Below are 21,478 nucleotides of genomic sequence, written 5' to 3'. Positions count from 1 at the left end.
CGGGGTCGAGTACGGCGCACGCCCGTAATGCTATGGCCTATCCGGCGAGCGGGAAGGTCACCTGCTCCCTCCGTGACCGGGATTGGGCCAGGTCGATGGTCTTCCCTGAAACAAGCGACAGAAGGTGTTCCGTTCTGATGAGCAGCGCCGTACGACGTTCACCCGTGGGGGTGTGGACGAGGTCGCCGGCGCGGGCGAGTCGTTCGTCGACCAGCGTGGTCAGTCCGTCGGGCAGCAGCAGCGGGCAGACCAGCCCGGCCGCGTAGTCGGTCGCGGAGTTCACCGTGAAGGCGGAGGCGGGCCTGACCTTGCGGGCGCCGAGCGCGCCGCCGACGGCGCCGAGTTTGGGCGGGGAGGCGGCGGAGGCGACGACGGCGACGGGTTCTCGCCCCACGGAGGTCGTGGCCTCGAAGACGGTCACCACGACGCAGGTCGCCGGGCTCACGGCCAGCAGTTCCGGCAGTTCCTCGGCGCACGTCATCACACGGGGAAGGCGTACGATCTCATGATGAACCTGGTGTGCGAGGAGCCAGCGGTGGATCGCGAGGGCGTCCTTCATGTGTGTGCTCCTTGCCTCGACTAGCCTCGACGCACGCCCCCGACGGTCTCTTGACCGACCGTAACCTGGTGATCGCTTGAGGTGTATCCCCAGTGGGGAACATGTTCCGTAACCGAAGGACCTACCCGGCTTGTCCCTTTCAAACCTGACTGAGAAGCAGCGGCACGGTATGAGCGAACTGTTTAGAAAGATCGCCCCCGTAGCCGACGAACTCGGCGAGCTGTTCGCCGCGAAGGGATACCAGATCGCCCTCGTCGGCGGATCGGTTCGTGACGTCTTCCTCAGGAGGATAGGCAACGATCTCGACCTGACCACCGACGCGCGCCCCGAGGCCGTCCTCGACCTCGTGCGCGGCTGGGCCGACTCGGTCTGGACGGTCGGCATCGACTACGGCACGGTCGGCGCCCGCAAGGACGGCTGGCAGCTGGAGATCACCACCTACCGCAGCGAGTCCTACGACCCCGCCTCGCGCAAGCCGGAGGTGGCCTACGGTGACACGCTCGAAGGCGACCTGGCCAGGCGTGACTTCGCGGTCAACGCGATGGCGCTGCGCCTGCCCTCACGCGAGTTCGTCGACCCCCACGGCGGTCTGGACGACCTGCACGCCAAGGTGCTGCGCACGCCCGGCCCCCCGGAGCGCTCCTTCGACGACGACCCGCTGCGGATGCTCAGGGCCGCGAGGTTCGCCGCCCAGCTCGGCTTCACGGTCGATCCGGCGGCGCTGGCCGCGATGACCGCGATGGCCGAGCGCATCGAGATCGTCTCGGCCGAGCGCATCCGTGACGAGCTGGACAAGCTCATCCGCGGCGCCCACCCCCGCGAGGGGCTGACGATCCTGGTCGAGACGGGCCTGGCCGCCCACGTCCTGCCCGAGCTGCCCAAGCTCCGTCTGGAGATCGACGAGCACCACCGGCACAAGGACGTCTACGAGCACACGCTGATCGTGCTTGAGCAGGCGATCGGCCTTGAGGAGAACGGCGCGGACGGCATCCTGCGCTGGGCCGCGCTGCTGCACGACGTCGGCAAGCCGAAGACCCGCCGCCACGAGGCCGGGGGCCGGGTCTCCTTCCACCACCACGAGGTGGTCGGCGCCCAGCTCGCCAAGAAGCGCCTGACGGAGCTGAAGTTCCCCAAGGACGTGGTCTCCGACGTCTCCAAGCTGGTCGAGCTGCACCTGCGCTTCCACGGGTACGGCACCGGCGAGTGGACCGACTCGGCCGTGCGCCGCTACGTCCGTGACGCCGGGCACCTGCTCGACCGCCTGCACAAGCTGACCCGCGCCGACTGCACGACCCGCAACAGGCGCAAGGCCCAGACGCTGTCGCAGACCTACGACCAGCTTGAGGAGCGCATCGCCAGGCTGGCCGAGGAGGAGGAGCTCGGCAAGATCCGTCCCGAGCTCGACGGCAACGAGATCCAGGAGATCCTGGGCGTGCCCCCGGGGCCCGTCGTGGGACGCGCCTACAAGTTCCTGCTGGAGATGCGCCTGGACAGGGGGGTCGTCGGCAAGGAGACCGCCGCGCTCGCCCTGCGCGAGTGGGCCGAGGAGAACGGGATCTCGTCCTGAACCCCTCCTGGGAGGCCCTCGACCGTGAGCACGTGTGGCACCCCTACGCCTCGGTGCCTCCGGCCGTGCCCGTGCACACGGTCTCCAGGGCCGACGGGGTACGGCTGACGCTCGCCGACGGCAGGCGCCTGGTCGACGGCATGTCGTCCTGGTGGGCGGCCGTCCACGGCTACAACCACCCCAGGCTCAACCAGGCGCTGACCGACCAGCTCGGGGACATGGCGCACGTCATGTTCGGCGGCCTCACGCACGAGCCCGCCGTACGGCTGGCGAGCACCCTGGCGGACATGACCGGGCTGCCCCGGGTCTTCCTGGCCGACTCGGGCTCGGTCGCGGTCGAGGTCGCGATCAAGATGGCCTTCCAGTTCACCGGGAGGAGCCGCCTGCTCACGGTCAGGGGCGGCTACCACGGCGACACCTTCGGCGCGATGGCCGTCTGCGACCCGGTCAACGGCATGCACCACCTGTTCTCCGGCGCCCTGCCCGAGCACGTGTTCGCCGACCGGCCGCCCGCCGCGCTCGACGAGGACTACCTGGCCCACCTGGAGAAGACCGTCGCCGCGCACGCGGACGAACTGGCGGCGATCATCGTGGAGCCGGTCGTGCAGGGCGCGGGCGGCATGCACTTCTACCACCCCGTCTACCTGCGCAGGCTTCGCGAGCTGGCCGACGAGTACGGCCTGCTGCTGATCGCCGACGAGATCGCCACCGGCTTCGGCAGGACGGGAGAGCTGTTCGGCTGCGACCACGCCGGGATCCGCCCCGACATCATGTGCCTGGGCAAGGCGCTGACGGGCGGCTACATGTCCCTGGCCGCGGCGCTGTGCACGGAGCGGGTCGCCGAGGGCATCGGGACGCTCATGCACGGCCCGACCTTCATGGGCAACCCGCTGGCCTGTGCCGTCGCGGGCGCCAGTCTCGGCCTGCTGGCCGAACGCCCCTGGCGGCGGGAGGTCGCCCTGATCGAGGAGGGCCTGACCCGGGGGCTGGCCGAGGCCGCCGGGGCACCCGGTGTCAGGCAGGTGCGGGTGCTCGGCGCGATCGGCGTCATCGAGACCCACGAGCCGATCGACGTCCGGCGCGTCCAGGATGTGGTGATGGATCACGGGGTCTGGCTGCGGCCGTTCGGGCGGTTGCTCTACACGATGCCGCCCTACTCGATCGGCGACGACCTCGGCCTGGTCACGACCGCGATGACGGCAGCGGCGTTCTCGATCGATCCGCCGAGGTGACCGCCCGGTAGACCACGGCGCCGCCGAGGTATCCGGCGGTGATGAGCCCGAGCACCAGCATGGACCTGCCGTCGGCGGGCAGCAGCGCGGCGGCGATCGCGGCGGCGATCACGTAGGTGCCGTTGAAGAGCATGTCGTAGAGGGAGAAGGCCCGGCCGAGGTAGACGTCCTCGATGTCGCTCTGCACCCGGGTGTCGGTGCAGATCTTGATGCTCTGTCCCGCCAGGCCGAGCACGAAACCGCCGACCGCGAAGCCCCACTGCTGGAACGGCGCGCACAGCGCGAACGACAGCACCCCCGCGCCGGCCAGCATGGTCGGGATCCAGATGTCGATCTCGAAGCGCTCGGTCGCCCACGGCGTCAGCACCACGGCCAGGGCGTAGCCGACCCCCGAGGTGGCCAGCACCAGGGAGGCCACGTCCAGCGCGTTCTCCGCGCTGTGGGCGAAGTGGTTGCGCGAGAGCATCACGATCATCGCCGTGCACATGCCGTACACGAAGCGATGGGTGGCCATCGCGCCGAGCGCGGCCGCGGCGGCCCGGTGACCCGCGATGTGACGCGCGCCGTCGACCAGGCCGCCGACCACGTTGCGCAGCGCCTGGCCGGCCTGCGGCCTGCCCGCGTCGTGGACCGGGCCGAGGAGGCGCCTGTCCATGGTCCTGGCGATCAGCGCGCTCGAACCGAAGGTGACGCCGGAGATGATCAGCAGTGCCGCCGTGCTGCGGTGGTCGCCGCCGAGGAGCCGGTTCAGCAGGTAGCCGAGCCCCGCGCCGACGAAGGTCACGACGGTGCCCGAGGTGGGGGTGACCGCGTTGGCCGCCAGCAGCCGGTCGCCGGGGACGACGTGCGGCAGCGAGGCGCCGAGGGCGGCCAGGAAGAAACGGTTGACGCCGAGCACGGCGAGCGCTGCGGCGTAGAAGACCCCGTCGGGGACGCCGACGAGCAGCAGCGCGGCGGCCAGGAACAGCAGCGTCGCGCGCACCATCGGCGCGATCACCAGGATCTGGCGCCGGGACCACCGGTCGATGAACACGCCGACGAAGGGACCGAGGATCGAGTACGGCAGGAACAGCACGGCCAGCCCGACGGCGACCTCCGCCGCGCTGGTGTTCTTCTCCGGGCTGAAGAAGGCGAATCCGGTCACCGCGAACTGGAAGACACCGTCGGAGAACTGGGAGGCGAGACGGGTACCGAACAGCCGCCTGAAGTCCTGGCCCCTCAGCAGTACGCGTAGGTCGGATGCGAATGACACGGGCTCAGCCTACGCGTGGCGAATCGGCCACGACGTCAGGAGGAACCCGCCTTGCCGGACACTTCATCACCTTTCATGACGTAACGCTGATCAGGAAGAACGAGCTGACATGGTCACGTACCCTCGGTCGGGTGACAGCTGATGAACACGTCGTGCTCGTCGACCCCGAGGGAAACGCGATCGGCACGGCGCCCAAGGCGACGGTGCACGGTTCCGACACGCCTCTGCACCTCGCCTTCTCCAGCTACGTGTTCGACGGCCTGAGACGGGTGCTGCTCACCCGCAGGGCGTCGCACAAGATCACCTGGCCGGGGGTGTGGACGAACAGCTGCTGCGGGCACCCGCTGCCCGGCGAACCGCTGTCCGGCGCGGTGCTGCGCAGGCTCTCCCACGAGCTCGGCCTCTCCGTCACCGGTGTCGACCTGGTGTTGCCGGACTTCTCCTACCGCGCGGTCATGGACAGCGGGATCGTCGAGCGGGAGCTGTGCCCGGTCTACCGGGCCGTGGTCGACGCCGAGGCCGTCCCCAACCCCGAGGAGGTCGGGGAGACGCGCTGGATGCCGTGGCGGGAGTTCGCAGCCGGGGTGCTCAACGGTGACCTCGCGGTCTCCCCCTGGTGCCGCGAGCAGGTGCCCCACCTGGTGAAGCTCGGCGACGACCCGCTCGGCTGGCCGGTCGCCGACCCGGCGGAGCTGCCGCCCGCCGCCCGTCCCGCCTGACGGCTCGACCCGGCCGCCCGGCCGTACGGCGAGGCCCTCCGCCCGGACCGGGTGGAGGGCCTTGTCATCGGCGGGATGGGCTTCAGCGCTCGACCTCGCCACGGATGAACTTCTCCACGTACTCCCTGGCCTCGTCGTCGGAGTACTGCTCCGGCGGGGACTTCATGAAGTAGGAGGAGGCCGACAGGATGGGCCCGGCGATGCCCCGGTCAAGAGCGATCTTGGCCGCGCGGACCGCGTCGATGATGATGCCGGCGGAGTTGGGCGAGTCCCAGACCTCCAGCTTGTACTCCAGGTTCAGCGGGGTGTCGCCGAAGGACCTGCCCTCAAGGCGGACGTAGGCCCACTTGCGGTCGTCGAGCCACGGCACGTGGTCGGACGGGCCGATGTGCACGTCGGCCTTGCCCATCTCGTGCGGGATCTGCGAGGTGACCGACTGGGTCTTGGAGATCTTCTTGGACTGCAGGCGCTTGCGCTCCAGCATGTTCATGAAGTCCATGTTCCCGCCGAAGTTCAGCTGGTAGGTGCGCAGCAGCTCGACGCCGCGGTCCTCGAACAGCTTGGCCATCACCCGGTGCGTGATGGTGGCGCCGACCTGCGACTTGATGTCGTCGCCGACGATCGGCACACCGGCCTCGGTGAACTTCTCCGCCCACACGGGGTCGGAGGCGATGAAGACGGGGAGCGCGTTGACGAAGGCGACCTTGGCGTCGATGGCGCACTGGGCGTAGAAACGGTCGGCCTCCTCGGAACCGACCGGCAGGTAGGAGACGAGGACGTCGACCTTGTTGTCCTTCAGGACCTGCACGACGTCCACCGGGGCCTCGTCGGACTCCTCGATCATGTCGCGGTAGAACTCGCCGAGACCGTCGAAGGTGTGACCGCGCAGCACGGTGACGCCGAGCGGCGGCACGTCGCAGATCTTGATGGTGTTGTTCTCCGAGGCGACGATCGCCTCGGAGAGGTCGCGCCCGACCTTCTTCGCGTCCACGTCGAAGGCGGCGACGAACTCGACGTCGCCGACGTGGTAGTCACCGAACTTGACGTGCATCAGGCCCGGCACCCGGCTACCCGGGTCGGCGTCCCTGTAGTAATGCACGCCCTGCACGAGCGACGAGGCGCAGTTGCCTACACCGACAATGGCTACGCGCACCGAACCCATGGCACTCGCTCCCCTTGTTCTTAATGGTCAATTGTCTTCCGAGGCGGGGTGCCGCCCCCTGTTATCCGTGCCGGGCGCGGGCGCCCGGGAGGTCCCTTCCTGTGTGGAGCGTCGCTCCTGTTCGGACGCGGAACTCCGTCGCTCCGTGGCGATCAGCTCATTCAACCAGCGCACTTCGCGTTCGACCGACTCCAGACCGTGACGCTGGAGCTCTAGCGTGTAGCTGTCCAGCCGCTCCCGGGTCCTGGCCAGAGCCGTACGGACACCGTCGAGCCGCTCTTCGAGCCTGCTGCGGCGGCCTTCGAGAATCCGCAGCCGCACCTCTGTCTCGGTGTGCCTGAAGAAGGCGAAGTGGACGCCGAAGCTCTCGTCCTCCCAGGCGGATGGACCGGCCTGGGTGAGCAGCTCCTGGAGGCGCTCCTTCCCCTCCGTCGTCAGCTTGTAGACGATCTTTGAGCGTCTGCCGGTGAGCGTGATGGGGCTCTCGGCGGTGGGCACGTCCGAGTCGTCGTCCTCGACGATGAGCCCGTCGGTCAGGAGCTGACGAAGGCAGGGATAGAGCGAGCCGTAGGAGAACGCGCGAAACATCCCGAGGAGAGAGTTGAGCCGTTTGCGCAGCTCATAACCGTGGAGCGGGGTCTCGTGCAGCGACCCGAGCACGGCGAGCTCTAGCACGCCGCCACGTCCGCCGGCCACGGGAAACCACCACCTCTCGCGTCGATGTATCGAGCCGATACATCCTGAGGATACGTCGGCCCAACATATCTCTGCAATTAACGACTTTCCCAAGAGGTTGGGCGCAAACAGTAAAAAGCCGTAGTCTGGCGCTTATGTGGTCACAGCGAGCGGCAGCGGGCTTGCCCCCTGGCATGGCCAAGACCACTTCCCAATGTGGGAAATTCCACGCTCGGATGGGGGTGGTCTGCCATCGTGGTCCGTGGAACCAGCTGACGGCCTCACCCGTCCTCGGGAACGGAGATCCGCCCCAAAGGGGCGGCTACCAGTGAGCCAAGGCGCTGAGAAAGATCGCGTTCAAGCGGTAATCTCACCCGCCTGCACGCCGTCGTAGACCCCGATGACCGAACGAGGACGCGTGAGTTACAGCAACAGCCATGACCCGGAGCCGTACGGGCGCTCTCAAGCCCCTGACGCGTCTCGCCAGGGACGGCGCCGTCGCTCAGGCACGGGAGCCGCTTCCTCCGCGGTTCCCCCGCCACCGCTTCCCCAAACCGGAGACGCCGGTCAGGCGACCCAGGTTTACCCCCAGCCGAACTTCCAGGGACGGCCGCCTTACGGTGCCCCTGGTCCTGGGCAGGGCGGGCAGGAAGCGCCCCCGCTCGGTGGGCGCAGGGCGGAGGCCGCCTTCGAGGACACCCAGGCCATGCTGGCCGCCCAGGCCGGAGGCTCGTCGCCCACGGCCCACACGGCCGTGCACCAGTCCCCCATGCCGCAGGCCGCCCCGCAGGCGGGACCCGGCGCGCGGGCGGCCATGGACGACCAGGCCACCCAGATCGGCTCGCCCATGCAGGCGGCGGGACCGGCCACGCAGATGAGCACGGGCGCCTCAGGAGGCCCGGCGGCCCCCGGCGGACGCAGGCGCGCGCGCCGCGGCTCCGCGGCGCGGGCCGACTTCCAGGGACAGGGTGGCGCCGAGCAGCTCGACGGTCCGGGCGGCGGTGGCCCCACGGGTCCCGGCGGAGGCAGTGGTCCCGGTGGTCCCGGCGGCCCTGACGACGAGGACGACCGCAAGCCGCGGCGTACGGGCTGGAAGCGATTCCTGCCGAGCTGGAAGATCGTGGTCGCGGGCTTCACCATCTTCGTCGCGGGCGTCTTCGGCATGATCGCCGTCGCTTACGCCAACATCCCCGTCCCCACCACCACCCAGGCGGACGTGGACGACGAGGGCAGCGTCATCTACTACAGCGACAAGACCGTGCTCGCCCGCCTCGGCGTCAAGCGGACGATCGTCTCGATCGACAAGGTGCCCGAGCACGTTAAGGACGCGGTGATCGCCGCGGAGAACCGCAGCTTCCGCGAGGACAGTGGCATCGACTTCAGGGGCATGGCCCGATCGCTGTGGAGTACGGTCAGCGGCGCCCAGGTCCAGGGCGCCTCGACGATCACCCAGCAGATGGCCCGTAACTACTACGACGGGCTCAGCCAGGAGGTCTCGATCCAGCGGAAGATCAAGGAGATCTTCGTCGCGATCAAGATCAACAAAGAGCTGCCAAAGGACAAGATCCTTGAGCAGTACCTCAACACCATCTACTTCGGCCGCGGAGCCAGAGGCATCCAGGCCGCGGCCAAGTCGTTCTTCAACAGGAACGTCGACGAGCTGACCCCGGAGATGGGCGCCTACCTCGCGGGCCGCATCCAGAACCCCGACGCCTTCGACCGCGCGGAGATAGCCAAGAACCTGGCACCGACCCAGGAGCGCTACACCTACGTGATCAAGGGCATGGCCGAGATGTTCCCCGACAAGTACGGCTCGCTGCTCACCAAGACCCCCACGGCTCCCAAGCGGGTCACCTACGCCAACAAGGACTACTACAAGGGCATCAACGGTTACATGATCACCGAGGTGCTCAAGGAGCTCAACCGCCGGGGGATCAGTGAGGAAGACGTCAAGCGGAACGGCTACAAGATCTACTCGACGTTCGACAAGAAGCTGATGCTCGCGGCGAAGAAGGCCGTCCAGGAGAACACCTCGGGCCTGTCCCCCGAGATCCACACCGGTCTGGCGGCCGTCGATCCCCGCAACGGGCGGGTGCTCGCCTTCTACGGCGGTCCCAGCTTCACCAAGACCGAGTGGAACGACGCGTTCATGTCGCAGAAGCAGGCGGCCTCGGCGTTCAAGCCCTACGTGCTGGCCGCCTGGCTTGAGGCGGGCAACAGCCTCAACAGCTACCTGACGGGCAAGGGTCCGATCAAGGCGCCGGGCACCAACCCGATCAAGAACTCCCACGACATCCCCGGCGGTTCGGTGAACGTCGTCAGGGCCACCGCCGAGTCCGTCAACACCGCCTTCGTGCAGATGGGCGAGGAGGTCGGCCTCGACAAAGTCATCGCCATCGCCTCCGGCGCGGGCCTCAGCGAGGAGCGGCTCAAGGAGGCGGAGCAGCGTCACGCCTTCGCCATCACGATCGGTTCCGGCCAGGTCACCCCGGTCGAGCAGGCCGGTGGCTACTCGATCTTCGCCAACGCCGGCAAGCACTACGACAACCACGTAGTGATCAAGGTTCTCGACCGTGACAAGGTGACGGTGCTCAAGGAGAACGACCAGCCGACCCAGGTCATCAGCCCCGACAGCGCCGCCGACGCCATCGTCGCGCTCCAGCAGGTGATCAAGGATCCCAGGGGTACCGGCCGCGCCGCCGCCCTGTCCGACCGGCCGGTCGCGGGCAAGACCGGAACCAACGACGAGAACAAGGAAGCCTGGTTCGTCGGGTTCACCCCGCAGCTGTCCACCGCGGTCGGCATGTACCGCCAGCAGAAGAAGACCAACGCTGAGATCTCGCTGGGCGACATCCAGGGCGCGACCTACCCCACCCGCGTGTGGCACGCCTTCATGCAGGAGGCCATGCGCGGCAAGGAGGTCATGCAGTTCCCGCCGCCCGCCAACGTCGGTACGGACAAGAACCTCGCGCCCAAGCCCGAACCCTCGCCGACGCCGACCGCGACCGAGAACCCCGACGACGGCGACGGTGGTTACGGCGACTACGACGGTGACGGGAACGGCGACCAGGGCGGTGACCAGTGTCAGCCCGGGGACATCTCCTGCGACTCGTCGCTGGACGACAACGGCACGGGGACCGGTCAGCGCGAAGACCCTGACGGCACCGGCGACGGAACCGGTGACGGTACCGGCGACGGGATAGGCGACGGCACGGGAGACGGAACCGGCGACGGCATCGGGCTCGACTCGGGAGCCGCGCCGGGTGCGGCCGTACCTGATCCAAAACCGACAGGACAACACCATTGATGAAGAGCGCCCAGACAATGCCTGTCGCGCTGCCCTCCTTAGGCGCGCGAGTCACCCCCTACATCCCCCTGGCCCTCTTCGGGGCCCTGGGGGCGGTGCTCTCTTTCCTGTGGAAGTGGCCCTGCCGGTTCGGCGGGGCCTGGAACGACGGAACCCTGCAGTTCACGAACTTCTGTTACACCGACATCTATCCGCTGTGGTGGAACGAGAAGCTCAGCGAGGGCAAGATCCCCTACTTCGACTATCCGGTCGAGTACCCCGTCGGCATCGGCGGGATCATGGAGATCTTCCGTAGGATCGCCTCCTCCATGGCTGATCCCGCGGTCGCCTTCTACGACCTGACCGTGATCCTCATGGCCCTGTGCCTGATCGTCGGCGTGGTGCTCATGGCCGCGCTCGCCGGTCCCACCCGGCGCTGGGACGCGCTCTGGTACGCCCTGGCCCCCTCGCTGATCCTCACCGCCTACATCAACTGGGACCTGGCGGCCGGCGCCCTCGCCCTGGCCGCGATGCTCGCCTGGTCGAAGCAGCGGCAGTGGCTCGCGGGCGTCATGCTCGGGCTGGCCATCGCCACGAAGTTCTACCCGGTGATGTTCCTCGGCCCGCTGTTCCTGCTGACGGTGCGCACCGGGAAGTGGAAGCCGTTCCTGCAGACCGTCGGCGGCGTCGCGGCCTCCTGGCTCGTGGTCAACGTCCCGGTCATGCTCGCCGCCTTCCCCGGCTGGAGCAAGTTCTACGTCTTCAGCCAGGAGCGGCGCGCCGACTGGGGCTCCATCTGGTACTTCTTCGGCAACAAGCAGTGGCCGTTCCTGGGCGATCCGGAACGGCTCGACATGCTGGGCATCGTCTCGCTCGGCGCCTGCTGCCTGGCGATCGCCGTGCTCGCGGTGACGGCCAAGACGCGGCCCCGGCTGATGCAGCTGTGCTTCCTCACCCTGGCCGCCTTCATGATCACCAACAAGGTGTGGTCGCCGCAGTACGTCCTGTGGCTGATCCCCTTCGCCGTCCTGGCCAGGCCGAACTGGAAGCCGATCGCCCTGTGGCAGATCGCCGAGTGCTGGTACTTCTTCGCGATCTGGCTCTACCTCCTGACCCAGAGGCCGGAGAGCGCGGCCCTCGGCATCACCGACGACACCTACTTCACCGCCGTGTGGGGCCGGGTGATCACCATCCTGATCATGATGGGCTTCGTGGTGCGCGACATCCTCAGGCCGGACAAGGACGTGCTCAGGCAGGACGGGATCGACGACCGGTCGGGCGGGGTCTTCGACGGCGCCCCCGACAAGTTCAGGCTCGCCCTCTCCTGAGACACAACCGTTGACCCTGTTCGCCGCGCCCCTGTTCACGACCGACTGGTCGCTGACGGGGGCGCTCGTCTCGGTGGCGGCCTGCGCGGTGGCCGTGGTGGCGCTGGCCAAGCTGGCAGACACCGAGACGGCCGAGCCTGAGGGGCGGCGCCCCGGCGGCCGGCGGGCGGCCGTGGCGCTGCTGCTCTGGCCGACGTCGGTGTTCCTGGTGGCGGGCTACGACGAGTCGTTGTTCCTGGCCCTGGCGATCCCCGCCTGGCTGGCCGCGCGCCGGGGCCGCTGGCCACTGGCCGCCGCCCTGGCCGCGGGCGCGTCATGCGTACGGATCACCGGGCTGTTCCTCGCCCTCGCCCTGATCGTCGAGTTCTTCGGCTCCGGCACCCCGGTACGGCGGGCGGGATGGCTGGCGCTGCCGTTCGCGCCGTTGCTGCTGCGCTCCGGCTGGCAGCGGCTCAACGGCGGAGACTGGCTGACCTGGGGGCAGGCGCAGGAGGCGGGCTGGGGCCGGTGGTTCGTGTGGCCCTGGGAGTCGCTGGCCTCGATCTGGCGCTCCGCCCTCGCCGAGGAACGCTCCGCGTTGCTGTTCCAGATGGAACTCGCCGGGGCGGTCTTCGCGGTCGGGCTGGTGCTGCTGTTGCTGTTCCTGCGGCGCTGGAGCGAACTCGTCTACGTGGGGCTCCAGGCGGGAGTTCTGATCTGTTCGGCCTCCTACCTGGCGATTCCGCGCGCCGTACTGCTGTGGTGGCCCGTCTTCGTGCTCGTGGCCAGGGCCGGCGCCCGGGGACGCTGGTGGGTGCTCGTCGTCTACGCGCTGCTGACGACCCCCCTGATGCTGCTCAACGCGCTGACCTATCTGGAGAGCGTCAGGGCGGGGTGATCATCCCTACCCACTTCCGGCGAAAAGTAATCCAGAAAAGTTATCCACAGGCTGGGGATTACCATCCCTTGTCGTGGGCGGAGCCCCCGTACGGCTTGCCGAAACGGCTACGCTCGAACACATGCCGCTAATCGGAGCTCATGTCGACCAGGACGATCCACTGACCCACGCCAGGGCGCGCGGCGCGGAAGTGGCGCAGTTCTTCCTCGGAGAGCCGCAGGGCTGGAAGGCCCCCGTCATCGGGGACAAGACACGGGACATCAAGGACTCCGACGTCGCCGCCTACGTCCACGCCCCCTACGTCATCAACGTGGCCACCTCGAACAACCGGATCCGCATCCCCAGCAGGAAGCTGCTCAGCTCCCATCTGGCGGCGGCGGCCGAGGTCGGCGCCAAGGGCCTCATCGTGCACGGCGGCCACGTCAACGCGGGCGACGACCCCCAGAAGGGCTTCGACAACTGGCGCAAGGTGTTCGAACGCCTTGAGGAGCACGAGGTCCCGGTGCTCATCGAGAACACCGCGGGCGGCGGCAACGCCATGGCGCGGAAACTGGAGAGCATCGCCCGGCTGTGGGAGGCCCTCGACGGCTTCGACGTCGGATTCTGCCTGGACACCTGCCATGCCTGGGCCGGAGGCATCGACCTGGAGCAGGCGGTCGAGCAGATCATGGCCATCACCGGCCGGATCGACCTGATCCACTGCAACGACTCCCGCGACGCCGCGGGCTCGGGCGCGGACCGGCACGCCAACCTCGGCGCGGGCCAGATCGACACCGACCTCATCCTCGCCGCCTGCCGGAAGGCCAACGCCCCCATCGTGGTCGAAACCCCCGGCGACGGCCAGGCGGAGGACATCGCCCTGCTGAGAAAAGAGTTGGCTCAGGGGTAGAAGCCGCCGTGGTAGATGCCGAAGGCGACGCCTACGAAGGAGGCCACGATGCCCACGATGTTGAGGGCGCGTTCCGGGGTCGTCGCCGAGACGTACTGGGAGTAGAGGCCGCCGACGAACCCCACCACGCCAAGCCAGCAGGCGACCGCGTGCGCGGCGGGGAAGAACCCGGCGACGAAGGCGATCAGACCGCAGGCGATGGTGACGACGCTCAGGACGTTCTGCACGGGATGCCGCTGACCGTCGTTGTCCAGTATTCGGGAGATCGGGTTCCCAGGTAGACGAGGCGCGTCCGACATGTTTCCACCTCCCCTTTCCTCTGCTAGAGGAGTGCCCGCGTCCTGACGGTCCAACCATTGACAGCCTGGTAGGCTGGCACGGCTACGTCGCATGGGTGTGTCATCGCCACCCTCCGCCATGGGCGCCGAAATGGGCGTCCGCGGTGAAGACGTCAGCGTCCTCCTGTCACGACACGGTGTCGTGACCGCAAAAGTCCAGAGGAGGTTGGAAGCCAGCATGCGTCGTTACGAAGTGATGGTCATCCTCGACCCTTCGCTCGATGAGCGCACCGTGGCCCCTTCCCTCGACCAGTTCCTCAGTGTCGTCCGCAACGACGGCGGCACCGTGGAGAAGGTCGACGTGTGGGGTCGTCGCAGGCTCTCCTACGACATCGCCAAGAAGCCCGAGGGCATCTACGCCGTCATCGACCTGACCGCCGAGCCCGCGACGGTCAAGGAGCTCGACCGGCAGATGAACCTCAACGAGGGCATCCTCCGCACCAAGGTCCTGCGTCCGGACGTGCACTAACCCCGACTTTTGTCGGGAGGCAGCCGTACTCTGAGCCGATAGACCGCGAAAGGCCGCAGGAAGGGCAACGCTAGCCATGGCAGCAGGCGACACCACGATCACCATCGTCGGCAACCTCGTCGACGACCCCGAGCTGCGTTTCACCCCTACGGGGCAAGCCGTGGCCCGGTTCCGCATCGCGTCCACTCCGAGGTTCCTGGACAAGCAGACCAACGAGTGGAAGGACGGCGAAGGCCTGTTCCTGACCTGCAACGTGTGGCGGCAGGCGGCGGAGAACGTCGCCGAGAGCCTGCAGCGCGGCATGCGGGTCATCGTTCAGGGACGGCTGCGCCAGCGGTCCTATGAGACCAAGGAAGGCGAGAAGCGCACGGTCTACGAGGTCGAGGTCGACGAGGTCGGCCCGTCCTTGAGGAACGCGACCGCCAAGGTCAACAAGACCGCCCGTCAGGGCGGTGGCGGTGGCTTCGGCGGCGGTCCCGCCAACGACCCGTGGGCCTCGGCCGCGCCCGCTCCCCAGGGGGGCGGCAACTACGGCGGTGGCGGCAACTACGGCGGCCAGCAGTCGGGTGGCGGCTTCGGCGGCGGTCAGCCGTCGGGCGGCAACTACGGCGGCGGCAACAACTTCGGTGGCGGCGACTTCAGCGACGAACCGCCCTTCTAGGTCCATCCACGGCCGTCCTCCGGGACGGCCGGGGCCGCACTGAGAAAACCAGTCCATATCCGCAGCGACCATTCCCGCCGCACGGCGGGGCTCTGAAAGGAGCACCACGATGGCCAAGCCGGCACTGCGCAAGCCTAAGAAGAAGGTTTGCCTGTTCTGCCACGACAAGATCTCCTACGTCGACTACAAGGACACGGCGCTGCTTCGGAAGTTCATCTCCGACCGCGGCAAGATCCGTGCCCGCCGGGTGACGGGCAACTGCACCCAGCACCAGCGTGACGTGGCGACCGCTATCAAGAACGCTCGTGAGATGGCGCTCCTGCCGTACATGAGCACCGCGCGCTAAGGAGGTCCGGACAGATGAAGCTCATTCTCACCAGTGAGGTCACCGGCCTCGGCGCCCCCGGCGACATCGTCGAGGTCAAGAACGGCTACGGCCGTAACTACCTGCTCCCCCGTGGCTTCGCGATCCTGTGGACCCGCGGTGGCGAGAAGCAGATCGCCTCGATCAAGAAGGCGCGCGACGCCCGCGAGATCCGCGACCTGGGCACCGCCCAGGAGGTCGCCGGTCAGCTCAAGTCCCTCAAGGTGGTGCTGAAGACGAAGGCGGGCGAGTCCGGCCGTCTCTTCGGTTCGATCACCACGAGTGACGTCGCCGAGGCCGTCAAGGCCGCCGGCGGCCCGGTGCTCGACCGCCGTCGCATCGAGATCGCCTCCGCGATCAAGAGCCTCGGCTCCCACCGGGTCAGCGTCAAGCTGCACCCGGAGGTCTCCGCAGCTCTCGACGTCGAGGTCGTCGCGGCCTGAGGCCACGCCGACACCGTACGAGATCGTCGGTGACAGGGCTCCCTTCCCGCTGGAAGGGGGCCCTTGTCCGTTTGGGAGGCGCTATTCCCGACCGATGGGGCTGGTTAACTTACCGTTACCGACAATACGTACAATTCGGGAGTTGTCGTTTCCCCTGGAGGTCCTCCATGCTTCGCCCCTCGATGCTGCTCGCACTCGGCGCCCTCGCCGCCACCGCGGTCGCCTGTGCGCCCGCGTCGGATTCGACGACCGGCACGGGCGCCGACGCCGGCAAGGCCGACGCGTCCGCACCCGCCACCTCCTGCGCCAAGGACCAGCTCGCCCTGAAGACGCCGGGCAAGCTGACCGTCGGCACCGACAAGCCGGCCTACGAGCCGTGGTTCAAGGACGACGACCCGTCCAACGGCAAGGGCTTCGAGAGCGCCGTCGTCTACGCGATCGCCAAGGAGCTCGGCTTCCAGAGCGGTGAGGTCGCCTGGTCGACGGTGAAGTTCGACTCGGCCTTCGCCCCCGGCGCCAAGCAGTTCGACTTCGACCTCAACCAGGTCTCCGTCACCCCCGACCGGGCCAAGGTCGTCGACTTCAGCGACGGCTACTACACGGTCAAGCAGGCCGTCGTCGCGCTGGCCGGTTCGAAGACGGCCGCCGCCACGGACCTGGCGGCCCTGAAGACCGCCAAGATCGGTGTGCAGGTCGGGACGACCTCGCTGCAGGCGGTCAAGGACGTCATCCAGCCCTCCGCCGAGCCGAACGTCTACAACGAGCAGATCGACGTGGTGAACGCGCTGAAGAACAAGCAGGTCGACGCCGTGGTCGTGGACCTGCCGACCGCCTTCTACGTGACCGCGGCCCAGGTCGAGAACTCCAAGCTGGTCGGCCAGTTCGGCGCCGCCTCCGGCACGCCCGAGGTCTTCGGCGCGGTCTTCGAGAAGGGCAGCCCGCTGGTGCGCTGCGTCAACGAGGCGATCGGCAAGCTGTCCGGCTCCGGTGAACTGGCCAAGATCGAGCAGGAGTGGCTCGGCTCGGCGGCGGGCGCTCCGGAGCTGAAGTAGTGACCGTCCGACCCTCGCCGGACGCCTCGGGCTGGGTGAAGAGCGCCCGGCAGGTGGAGCGCGAACGCCTGCTCAGGCGGCGTTCGGTCCGCTCGGGGTCGATCGCGACCGTCTCGACGCTCCTGGTGGTCGTCCTGCTGGTCTGGGGCGTCACCGCCTCGCCCGGCTGGGTGCGGGTCAGGGAGACGTTCTTCGACCCCGAGCAGTTCGTCAGGGCCTTCCCCGACGTGCTGAGCGGCTTCCTGCTCAACGTCAAGATCTTCCTGATCGCCGAGCCGCTGGTGCTCCTCGTCGGTCTGGCGGTCGCGCTGGTCCGCGGCCTCAGGTCGCCGGTGTTCTTCCCGCTGCGCGCCCTCGCGGTCGCCTACACCGACGTCTTCCGCGGTGTGCCGACCATCCTGGTCATCTACCTCGTCGGCTTCGGCCTGCCCGCCCTCGGTCTGCAGGGCATGCCGACGGACCTGGCGACGCTGGGCGTCATCGCGCTCACGCTGTCCTACGGCGCCTACGTCGCGGAGGTCTTCAGGGCGGGCATCGACTCCGTCCACCCCAGTCAGATCGCCGCGGCCAGGTCGCTCGGGCTGGGACACGGCGGCACCATGCGGCACGTCGTGCTGCCGCAGGCCGTACGGCGGGTGGTGCCGCCGCTGCTCAACGACTTCGTCTCGCTGCAGAAGGACACCGCGCTCGTCGCCACGATCGGTCCGCTCGAAGCGCTGCGCCAGGCCCAGATCCACGCCGCGAGCACGTTCAACTACACCCCCTACCTGGTCGGGGCGTTGCTGTTCATCCTGCTGACCATTCCGCTCGCCCGTCTCACCGACTATCTGGCGGCCAGGTCCCAGCGGCGGAGGGGCCAGTGAAGGACACGAATCTGCTGACCGTCGAGGGCCTGTGGAAGAGCTACCACGGCCACGCCGTACTGCGGGGCATCGACCTTGAGGTACGGCCTCACGAGGTGGTCTGCCTGGTCGGCGCCTCGGGGTCGGGCAAGTCCACGTTGCTGCGCTGCGTGAGCCTGCTGGACACCGTGGACGACGGCGCCATCCACCTCGACGGCAGGGACATCACCGACGTCCGCGCCGATCCGGACGCGGTACGCAAGCGCATGGGCGTGGTCTTCCAGGCCTTCAACCTCTTCCCGCACATGACCGTGCTCGACAACATCACGCTCGCCCCCCGCAAGGTGCACGGCGTCGGCAGACGGCAGGCCGAGGAGCAGGCCCGTGAGCTGCTGGAGAGGTTCGGCCTGGCGGACAAGGCGGGGGCCTACCCCGACAGGCTCTCCGGGGGTCAGCAGCAGCGGGTGGCCATCGTCAGGGCGCTGGCCGTCAAGCCGCTGCTGATGCTGCTCGACGAGGTGACCTCCGCGCTCGATCCCGCGCTGGTCGCGGAGGTCCTTGAGGTCGTCAGGGAGCTCAAGGCGAGCGGGATGACCATGATCCTGACGACCCACGAGATGGGTTTCTGCCGGGAGATCGCCGACACCGTCTGCTTCCTCGACGGTGGCGTGCTGCTGGAGAAGGCGCCTCCCGAGGAGTTCTTCACCGACCCCAAGGAGCCGAGGACCAGGCAGTTCCTGCGCAGTGTGCTCGACGCCCGTCGCATCTGAGCCTCAGCGTCTGTGCCGTCCCCGCAGGCCGGAGCCGACGGGGCCGCTCCCGTTCCCGGCGAGCACGCTGTTGTGCCTGCCGTACAGGAGGTAGACGAGCAGGCCGACGGCCATCCAGGCGGCGAAGTACAGCCAGGTGACGATCTGGAGGTTGACCAGCAGCCACAGGCAGGCGGCGATCGAGGCGACCGGCACGAAGGGGGAGAACGGCACGCGGAAGCCCCTGGGCAGGTCGGGCATGGTCCGCCGCATCCTGAGGACTCCCGCGGCCACGGCCACGAAGACGAACAGGGTGCCGATCACGACCAGCGGTTCGAGCGTGAGCACCGGTACGAACTCGGCCATGAGGATCGCCACGACGCCGATGAGCAGCGTCACCCGGGTCGGGCTGCGGTAACGCCGGTCGACCCTGGCCAGTGAGCGGGGGAAAAGGCCGTCCCTGGCCATGGAGAACATGACGCGGGTCAGGCCGACGAGCAGCACCAGGACGACCGTGGTGAGGCCCAGGACCGCGCCGAGGTTGATGACGTGCACCATGAAGCCCTCACCCGCCGCGCGGAAGGCGTTGGCGAGCGGCGCCTCGGTGTCGATCCTGTCGTAGGAGATCATGCCGACCATCACCAGCGCGACCGCGATGTAGACGACCGTGGTGACGATCAGGCTGCGGATGATGCCCTTGGGCACCGACAGGGGGGCGTCCTCGGCCTCCTCGGCTGCGGTGGCCACGACGTCGAAGCCGATGTAGGCGAAGGTGATGACCGCCGAGGCGGCGAAGATGCCGAACCAGCCGAACGCGCCCGGCTGGCCGAACAGCAGGCCGAGCAGCGGTGAGTGCAGGGCGTCGACGGACGGCCCGGCGGGGGCCGGGGGAACCGGGATGGCCGACAGGTTGCGCTGGTCGAAGTGGGTGACGCCGACCACGATGACGGCGCCGATGGCCAGCAGCTTGGCGGCGACGATGACGCGCAGGGCCCGCAGGCCGATCCTGGTGCCCAGCGTGATCACGACCGTCATCAGCACCAGGATGAACAGTGTGAACAGGTCGAACCCCTCGGAGCGGCCGACGAACGAGGCCAGGGGTTCGGGGAAACGCACTCCGAGGTCGGTGAGCAGCTGGGCGGCGTACAGCGACCAGACGCGGGAGACGCCCGCGCCGGCCAGCAGCAGTTCGAGCACCAGGGCCCAGCCGACCGCCCAGGCCCAGACTTCGCCGAAGATGACGTAGGTGAAGGTGTAGGCGCTGCCCGAGGTGGGCAGCGCCGAGGATAACTCGGCGAAGCAGAAGGCGACGAGCAGGCTGGTGATACCGGCGATCATGAACGAGAGGACGACGCCGGGGCCCGCCATGGTGGCCGCCTGGCGTCCGGCGAGGCTGAAGATGCCCGCACCGATCATGACGCCGACGCCCATGACCACGAGGTCCATGGGGCCGTACGCCCTGGGCAGGCCATGGCGCGCGCCGCCGGTCCATCGGTTTGTCGCTTCACTGGGGGGTAGGCGGCGGACGATCGACGAGGAGTGACCTTCGGGCACGACGTGTCCCAATCATGGAGGGTGGACAACCGTATTGCCGGACTGCTCACAGTGCCGCAGGGGGCGCCGTGGGACAAGAGTCTGCTGGTTACGTGGCGGACACCTCCCGATCACGCACCGATCACCAGCCACGCCCCGCCTCTGGCCCGCAGCCCCAGGGCGAGGAACCGGGCGCCCATCCACACCCCCAGCGCCAGCCACAGCATGACCAGACCGCCGCCCGACAGCACGACCGCCAGCGCGACCGGCAGGTAGGCCAGCGTCGTCCACAGGCCCGCCCAGGCGAGGTAGCGCTGGTCACCGGCGCCGATGAGCACCCCGTCCAGGACGAAGACCACTCCGGCGACCGGCTGCAGGAGCGCCACGACCAGCAGCGGGCCGAGCAGGTGCTCCGTGACCTGGGGGTCGGCGTCGAAGACACCCGGCACGAACGGCCTGGCGGCGAGGACCAGGAGCCCGAGCACCACGCCGGAGCCGACCCCCCACCCGACCATCCTGCGGGTCGCCTGCCGTGTCGCCTCGGCGTCCCCGGCGCCCAGGGCGTGGCCTGTGATGGCCTGCCCGGCGATGGCGATGGCGTCCAGGGCGAAGGCGAGCAGCGTCCAGATCCTGAGGGCGATCGTGTGGGCCTCGATCTGTCCCTCTCCCATGCGGGTGGCCAGCGTGGCCGCCACGGCCAGCACCACCTGCAGGCACGCCGTACGGATGATCAGGGCGACCCCGGCCGTTCCCGCCGACCTGATGCCCGCCAGGTCGGGGCGGACCGGAGCGCCGTACCGGCCGAAGACGAGGGCCAGGTAGACGACGGCGCCCAGCGACTGGGCCAGCACCGTGCCCCAGGCGGAGCCCGCCACACCCCAGCCGAGGCCGAGGACGAACAGGACGTTGAGCAGCGCGTTCAGCGCGAAGGAGCCGACCGAGACCAGCAGCGGGGTCGTGGTGTCCTGCATGCCCCGCAGTACGCCGGTCCCGGCCAGCACCAGCAGCATGGCGGGCACGCCGAGCAGGCTGATCCGCAGGTAGGTCACCGCCTGCAGGGCCATCTCCCCCTCCGCGCCGACCAGGGAGACCAGTGAGGGCGCGAGCGGCCAGACAACGGCGATGATCGCCAGCCCGGCGGCCGCGGCCAGCCAGAGGCCGTCGCCGCCGTGCCGTACGGCCCGCGCGGTGTTGCCCGCGCCGACCTGACGGGCCACCGCGGCCGTCGTGCCGTAGGCGAGGAAGACGCACAAGGAGACCAGCGCGCCGAGCACCGTGCTCGCCACGCCGACGGCGCCGAGCGCGGGCGCGGGCAGGTGGCCGACGACGACGGTGTCGGTCAGCAGGAACAGGGGTTCGGCCACCAACGCTCCGAAGGCGGGGACCGCCAGACGCAGGATCTGCCTGTCATGGTCGCGGCCCGTCCGGGAGGTAAGCGGCATAGCTGCATTGTGTCTCTTACCACCGAGGAGGCCGTCGGC

Annotated in this window: 21 protein-coding genes; 14 read left to right on the top strand and 7 right to left on the bottom strand. The window is 68.7% G+C overall.

The window, feature by feature from the left end:
• Positions 1-37: 37 nt before the first annotated feature.
• Entirely contained in the window at positions 38-559 is a 522-nt protein-coding gene (locus ACIBVQ_RS27035) for a YbaK/EbsC family protein (protein ID WP_362781969.1), read from the bottom strand.
• Positions 560-728: 169 nt separating this feature from the next.
• Between ACIBVQ_RS27035 and ACIBVQ_RS27030 the strand changes: the two genes are divergently transcribed.
• Positions 729-2,126, top strand: a complete 1,398-nt coding sequence (locus tag ACIBVQ_RS27030; protein WP_352013644.1) for a CCA tRNA nucleotidyltransferase — start codon at positions 729-731, stop codon at positions 2,124-2,126.
• On the top strand, positions 2,096-3,358 hold the full coding sequence (locus tag ACIBVQ_RS27025) for an adenosylmethionine--8-amino-7-oxononanoate transaminase (RefSeq protein ID WP_399180813.1): 1,263 nt from the start codon (positions 2,096-2,098) through the stop codon (positions 3,356-3,358). Before ACIBVQ_RS27030 ends, ACIBVQ_RS27025 begins: the two co-directional genes overlap by 31 nt.
• Here ACIBVQ_RS27025 and ACIBVQ_RS27020 read toward each other — a convergent pair.
• On the bottom strand, positions 3,309-4,610 hold the full coding sequence (locus ACIBVQ_RS27020; RefSeq protein ID WP_399180811.1) for an MFS transporter: 1,302 nt from the start codon (positions 4,608-4,610) through the stop codon (positions 3,309-3,311). The genes ACIBVQ_RS27025 and ACIBVQ_RS27020 overlap by 50 nt on opposite strands.
• A 131-nt stretch (positions 4,611-4,741) precedes the next feature.
• On the opposite strand from ACIBVQ_RS27020, the gene idi reads away from it, so the two are divergent.
• Positions 4,742-5,329, top strand: a complete 588-nt coding sequence (gene idi / locus ACIBVQ_RS27015; protein ID WP_399180809.1) for an isopentenyl-diphosphate Delta-isomerase — start codon at positions 4,742-4,744, stop codon at positions 5,327-5,329.
• Positions 5,330-5,411: 82 nt separating this feature from the next.
• Here idi and ACIBVQ_RS27010 read toward each other — a convergent pair whose 3' ends face one another.
• Together ACIBVQ_RS27010 and ACIBVQ_RS27005 are read right to left on the bottom strand one after the other, a co-directional pair.
• A complete protein-coding gene (locus ACIBVQ_RS27010; protein ID WP_352013648.1) occupies positions 5,412-6,491 on the bottom strand; it encodes an inositol-3-phosphate synthase in 1,080 nt (359 codons plus the stop codon).
• A 27-nt stretch (positions 6,492-6,518) separates the two neighbouring features.
• Positions 6,519-7,187 (bottom strand): PadR family transcriptional regulator, encoded by a 669-nt coding sequence (locus ACIBVQ_RS27005; RefSeq protein WP_352013649.1) that lies wholly within the window; start codon positions 7,185-7,187, stop codon positions 6,519-6,521.
• 685 nt (positions 7,188-7,872) lie between these two features.
• Here ACIBVQ_RS27005 and ACIBVQ_RS27000 point away from each other — a divergent pair.
• From ACIBVQ_RS27000 to ACIBVQ_RS26985, 4 genes are all read left to right on the top strand, one after another.
• Positions 7,873-10,473: a transglycosylase domain-containing protein gene (locus ACIBVQ_RS27000; protein ID WP_399180807.1), complete on the top strand. Its 2,601-nt coding sequence runs from the start codon at positions 7,873-7,875 to the stop codon at positions 10,471-10,473.
• Between the two features lie 17 nt (positions 10,474-10,490).
• Positions 10,491-11,780 (top strand): glycosyltransferase family 87 protein, encoded by a 1,290-nt coding sequence (locus ACIBVQ_RS26995; protein ID WP_399180805.1) that lies wholly within the window; start codon positions 10,491-10,493, stop codon positions 11,778-11,780.
• Between the two features lie 10 nt (positions 11,781-11,790).
• The gene (locus tag ACIBVQ_RS26990) at positions 11,791-12,657 is read left to right on the top strand and encodes a hypothetical protein (protein WP_386190859.1); all 867 of its coding nucleotides are present in this window, start codon (positions 11,791-11,793) and stop codon (positions 12,655-12,657) included.
• Between the two features lie 121 nt (positions 12,658-12,778).
• Positions 12,779-13,546, top strand: coding sequence for a deoxyribonuclease IV (locus ACIBVQ_RS26985; protein ID WP_399180802.1), 768 nt, complete (start codon positions 12,779-12,781; stop codon positions 13,544-13,546).
• On the opposite strand, the gene ACIBVQ_RS26980 is transcribed toward ACIBVQ_RS26985, so the two are convergent.
• Positions 13,537-13,773 carry a hypothetical protein gene (locus ACIBVQ_RS26980; protein ID WP_399180800.1) on the bottom strand — a complete coding sequence of 79 codons (237 nt, stop codon included), beginning with the start codon at positions 13,771-13,773 and terminating at the stop codon, positions 13,537-13,539. The two genes, ACIBVQ_RS26985 and ACIBVQ_RS26980, sit on opposite strands and share 10 nt — an antisense overlap.
• A 289-nt stretch (positions 13,774-14,062) precedes the next feature.
• Between ACIBVQ_RS26980 and rpsF the strand changes: the two genes are divergently transcribed.
• The 7 genes from rpsF (at position 14,063) to ACIBVQ_RS26945 (ending at position 18,485) form a co-directional block, all read left to right on the top strand.
• Positions 14,063-14,353, top strand: a complete 291-nt coding sequence (gene rpsF, locus ACIBVQ_RS26975) for a 30S ribosomal protein S6 (protein ID WP_068928239.1) — start codon at positions 14,063-14,065, stop codon at positions 14,351-14,353.
• A gap of 76 nt (positions 14,354-14,429) precedes the next feature.
• Positions 14,430-15,014, top strand: coding sequence for a single-stranded DNA-binding protein (locus tag ACIBVQ_RS26970; protein ID WP_352013655.1), 585 nt, complete (start codon positions 14,430-14,432; stop codon positions 15,012-15,014).
• Between the two features lie 109 nt (positions 15,015-15,123).
• On the top strand, positions 15,124-15,360 hold the full coding sequence (rpsR, locus tag ACIBVQ_RS26965) for a 30S ribosomal protein S18 (RefSeq protein WP_012895699.1): 237 nt from the start codon (positions 15,124-15,126) through the stop codon (positions 15,358-15,360).
• A gap of 14 nt (positions 15,361-15,374) precedes the next feature.
• Entirely contained in the window at positions 15,375-15,821 is a 447-nt protein-coding gene (gene rplI / locus ACIBVQ_RS26960; protein WP_352013656.1) for a 50S ribosomal protein L9, read from the top strand.
• Positions 15,822-15,988: 167 nt separating this feature from the next.
• On the top strand, positions 15,989-16,873 hold the full coding sequence (locus ACIBVQ_RS26955; protein WP_399180797.1) for an ABC transporter substrate-binding protein: 885 nt from the start codon (positions 15,989-15,991) through the stop codon (positions 16,871-16,873).
• Entirely contained in the window at positions 16,873-17,736 is an 864-nt protein-coding gene (locus ACIBVQ_RS26950; protein WP_386190848.1) for an amino acid ABC transporter permease, read from the top strand. Before ACIBVQ_RS26955 ends, ACIBVQ_RS26950 begins: the two co-directional genes overlap by 1 nt.
• Positions 17,733-18,485: an amino acid ABC transporter ATP-binding protein gene (locus ACIBVQ_RS26945; RefSeq protein ID WP_352013659.1), complete on the top strand. Its 753-nt coding sequence runs from the start codon at positions 17,733-17,735 to the stop codon at positions 18,483-18,485. The genes ACIBVQ_RS26950 and ACIBVQ_RS26945 overlap by 4 nt, the downstream gene beginning before the upstream one ends.
• Before the next feature lie 3 nt (positions 18,486-18,488).
• On the opposite strand, the gene ACIBVQ_RS26940 is transcribed toward ACIBVQ_RS26945, so the two are convergent.
• A complete protein-coding gene (locus tag ACIBVQ_RS26940) occupies positions 18,489-19,910 on the bottom strand; it encodes an APC family permease (protein WP_399180794.1) in 1,422 nt (473 codons plus the stop codon).
• Positions 19,911-20,128: 218 nt separating this feature from the next.
• Positions 20,129-21,439, bottom strand: coding sequence for an MATE family efflux transporter (locus ACIBVQ_RS26935; protein WP_399180792.1), 1,311 nt, complete (start codon positions 21,437-21,439; stop codon positions 20,129-20,131).
• Positions 21,440-21,478: the final 39 nt, after the last annotated feature.

It is taken from the genome of Streptosporangium sp. NPDC049376 (genome assembly GCF_044466505.1).
Lineage (GTDB): Bacteria > Actinomycetota > Actinomycetes > Streptosporangiales > Streptosporangiaceae > Streptosporangium.
This window is presented reverse-complemented; position numbering and strand designations above follow the sequence as displayed.

What these genes read in the sequence shown, in the direction of transcription:
- ACIBVQ_RS27035 (WP_362781969.1), bottom strand. Translation starts at nt 559, where the DNA reads ATGAAGGACGCCCTCGCGATCCACCGCTGGCTCCTCGCACACCAGGTT.
- ACIBVQ_RS27030 (WP_352013644.1), top strand. Translation starts at nt 729, where the DNA reads ATGAGCGAACTGTTTAGAAAGATCGCCCCCGTAGCCGACGAACTCGGC.
- ACIBVQ_RS27010 (WP_352013648.1), bottom strand. Translation starts at nt 6,491, where the DNA reads ATGGGTTCGGTGCGCGTAGCCATTGTCGGTGTAGGCAACTGCGCCTCG.
- ACIBVQ_RS27000 (WP_399180807.1), top strand. Translation starts at nt 7,873, where the DNA reads ATGCTGGCCGCCCAGGCCGGAGGCTCGTCGCCCACGGCCCACACGGCC.
- ACIBVQ_RS26995 (WP_399180805.1), top strand. Translation starts at nt 10,491, where the DNA reads ATGCCTGTCGCGCTGCCCTCCTTAGGCGCGCGAGTCACCCCCTACATC.
- ACIBVQ_RS26985 (WP_399180802.1), top strand. Translation starts at nt 12,779, where the DNA reads ATGCCGCTAATCGGAGCTCATGTCGACCAGGACGATCCACTGACCCAC.
- rpsF (WP_068928239.1), top strand. Translation starts at nt 14,063, where the DNA reads ATGCGTCGTTACGAAGTGATGGTCATCCTCGACCCTTCGCTCGATGAG.
- ACIBVQ_RS26970 (WP_352013655.1), top strand. Translation starts at nt 14,430, where the DNA reads ATGGCAGCAGGCGACACCACGATCACCATCGTCGGCAACCTCGTCGAC.
- rpsR (WP_012895699.1), top strand. Translation starts at nt 15,124, where the DNA reads ATGGCCAAGCCGGCACTGCGCAAGCCTAAGAAGAAGGTTTGCCTGTTC.
- rplI (WP_352013656.1), top strand. Translation starts at nt 15,375, where the DNA reads ATGAAGCTCATTCTCACCAGTGAGGTCACCGGCCTCGGCGCCCCCGGC.
- ACIBVQ_RS26955 (WP_399180797.1), top strand. Translation starts at nt 15,989, where the DNA reads ATGCTTCGCCCCTCGATGCTGCTCGCACTCGGCGCCCTCGCCGCCACC.
- ACIBVQ_RS26940 (WP_399180794.1), bottom strand. Translation starts at nt 19,910, where the DNA reads ATGGACCTCGTGGTCATGGGCGTCGGCGTCATGATCGGTGCGGGCATC.
- ACIBVQ_RS26935 (WP_399180792.1), bottom strand. Translation starts at nt 21,439, where the DNA reads ATGCCGCTTACCTCCCGGACGGGCCGCGACCATGACAGGCAGATCCTG.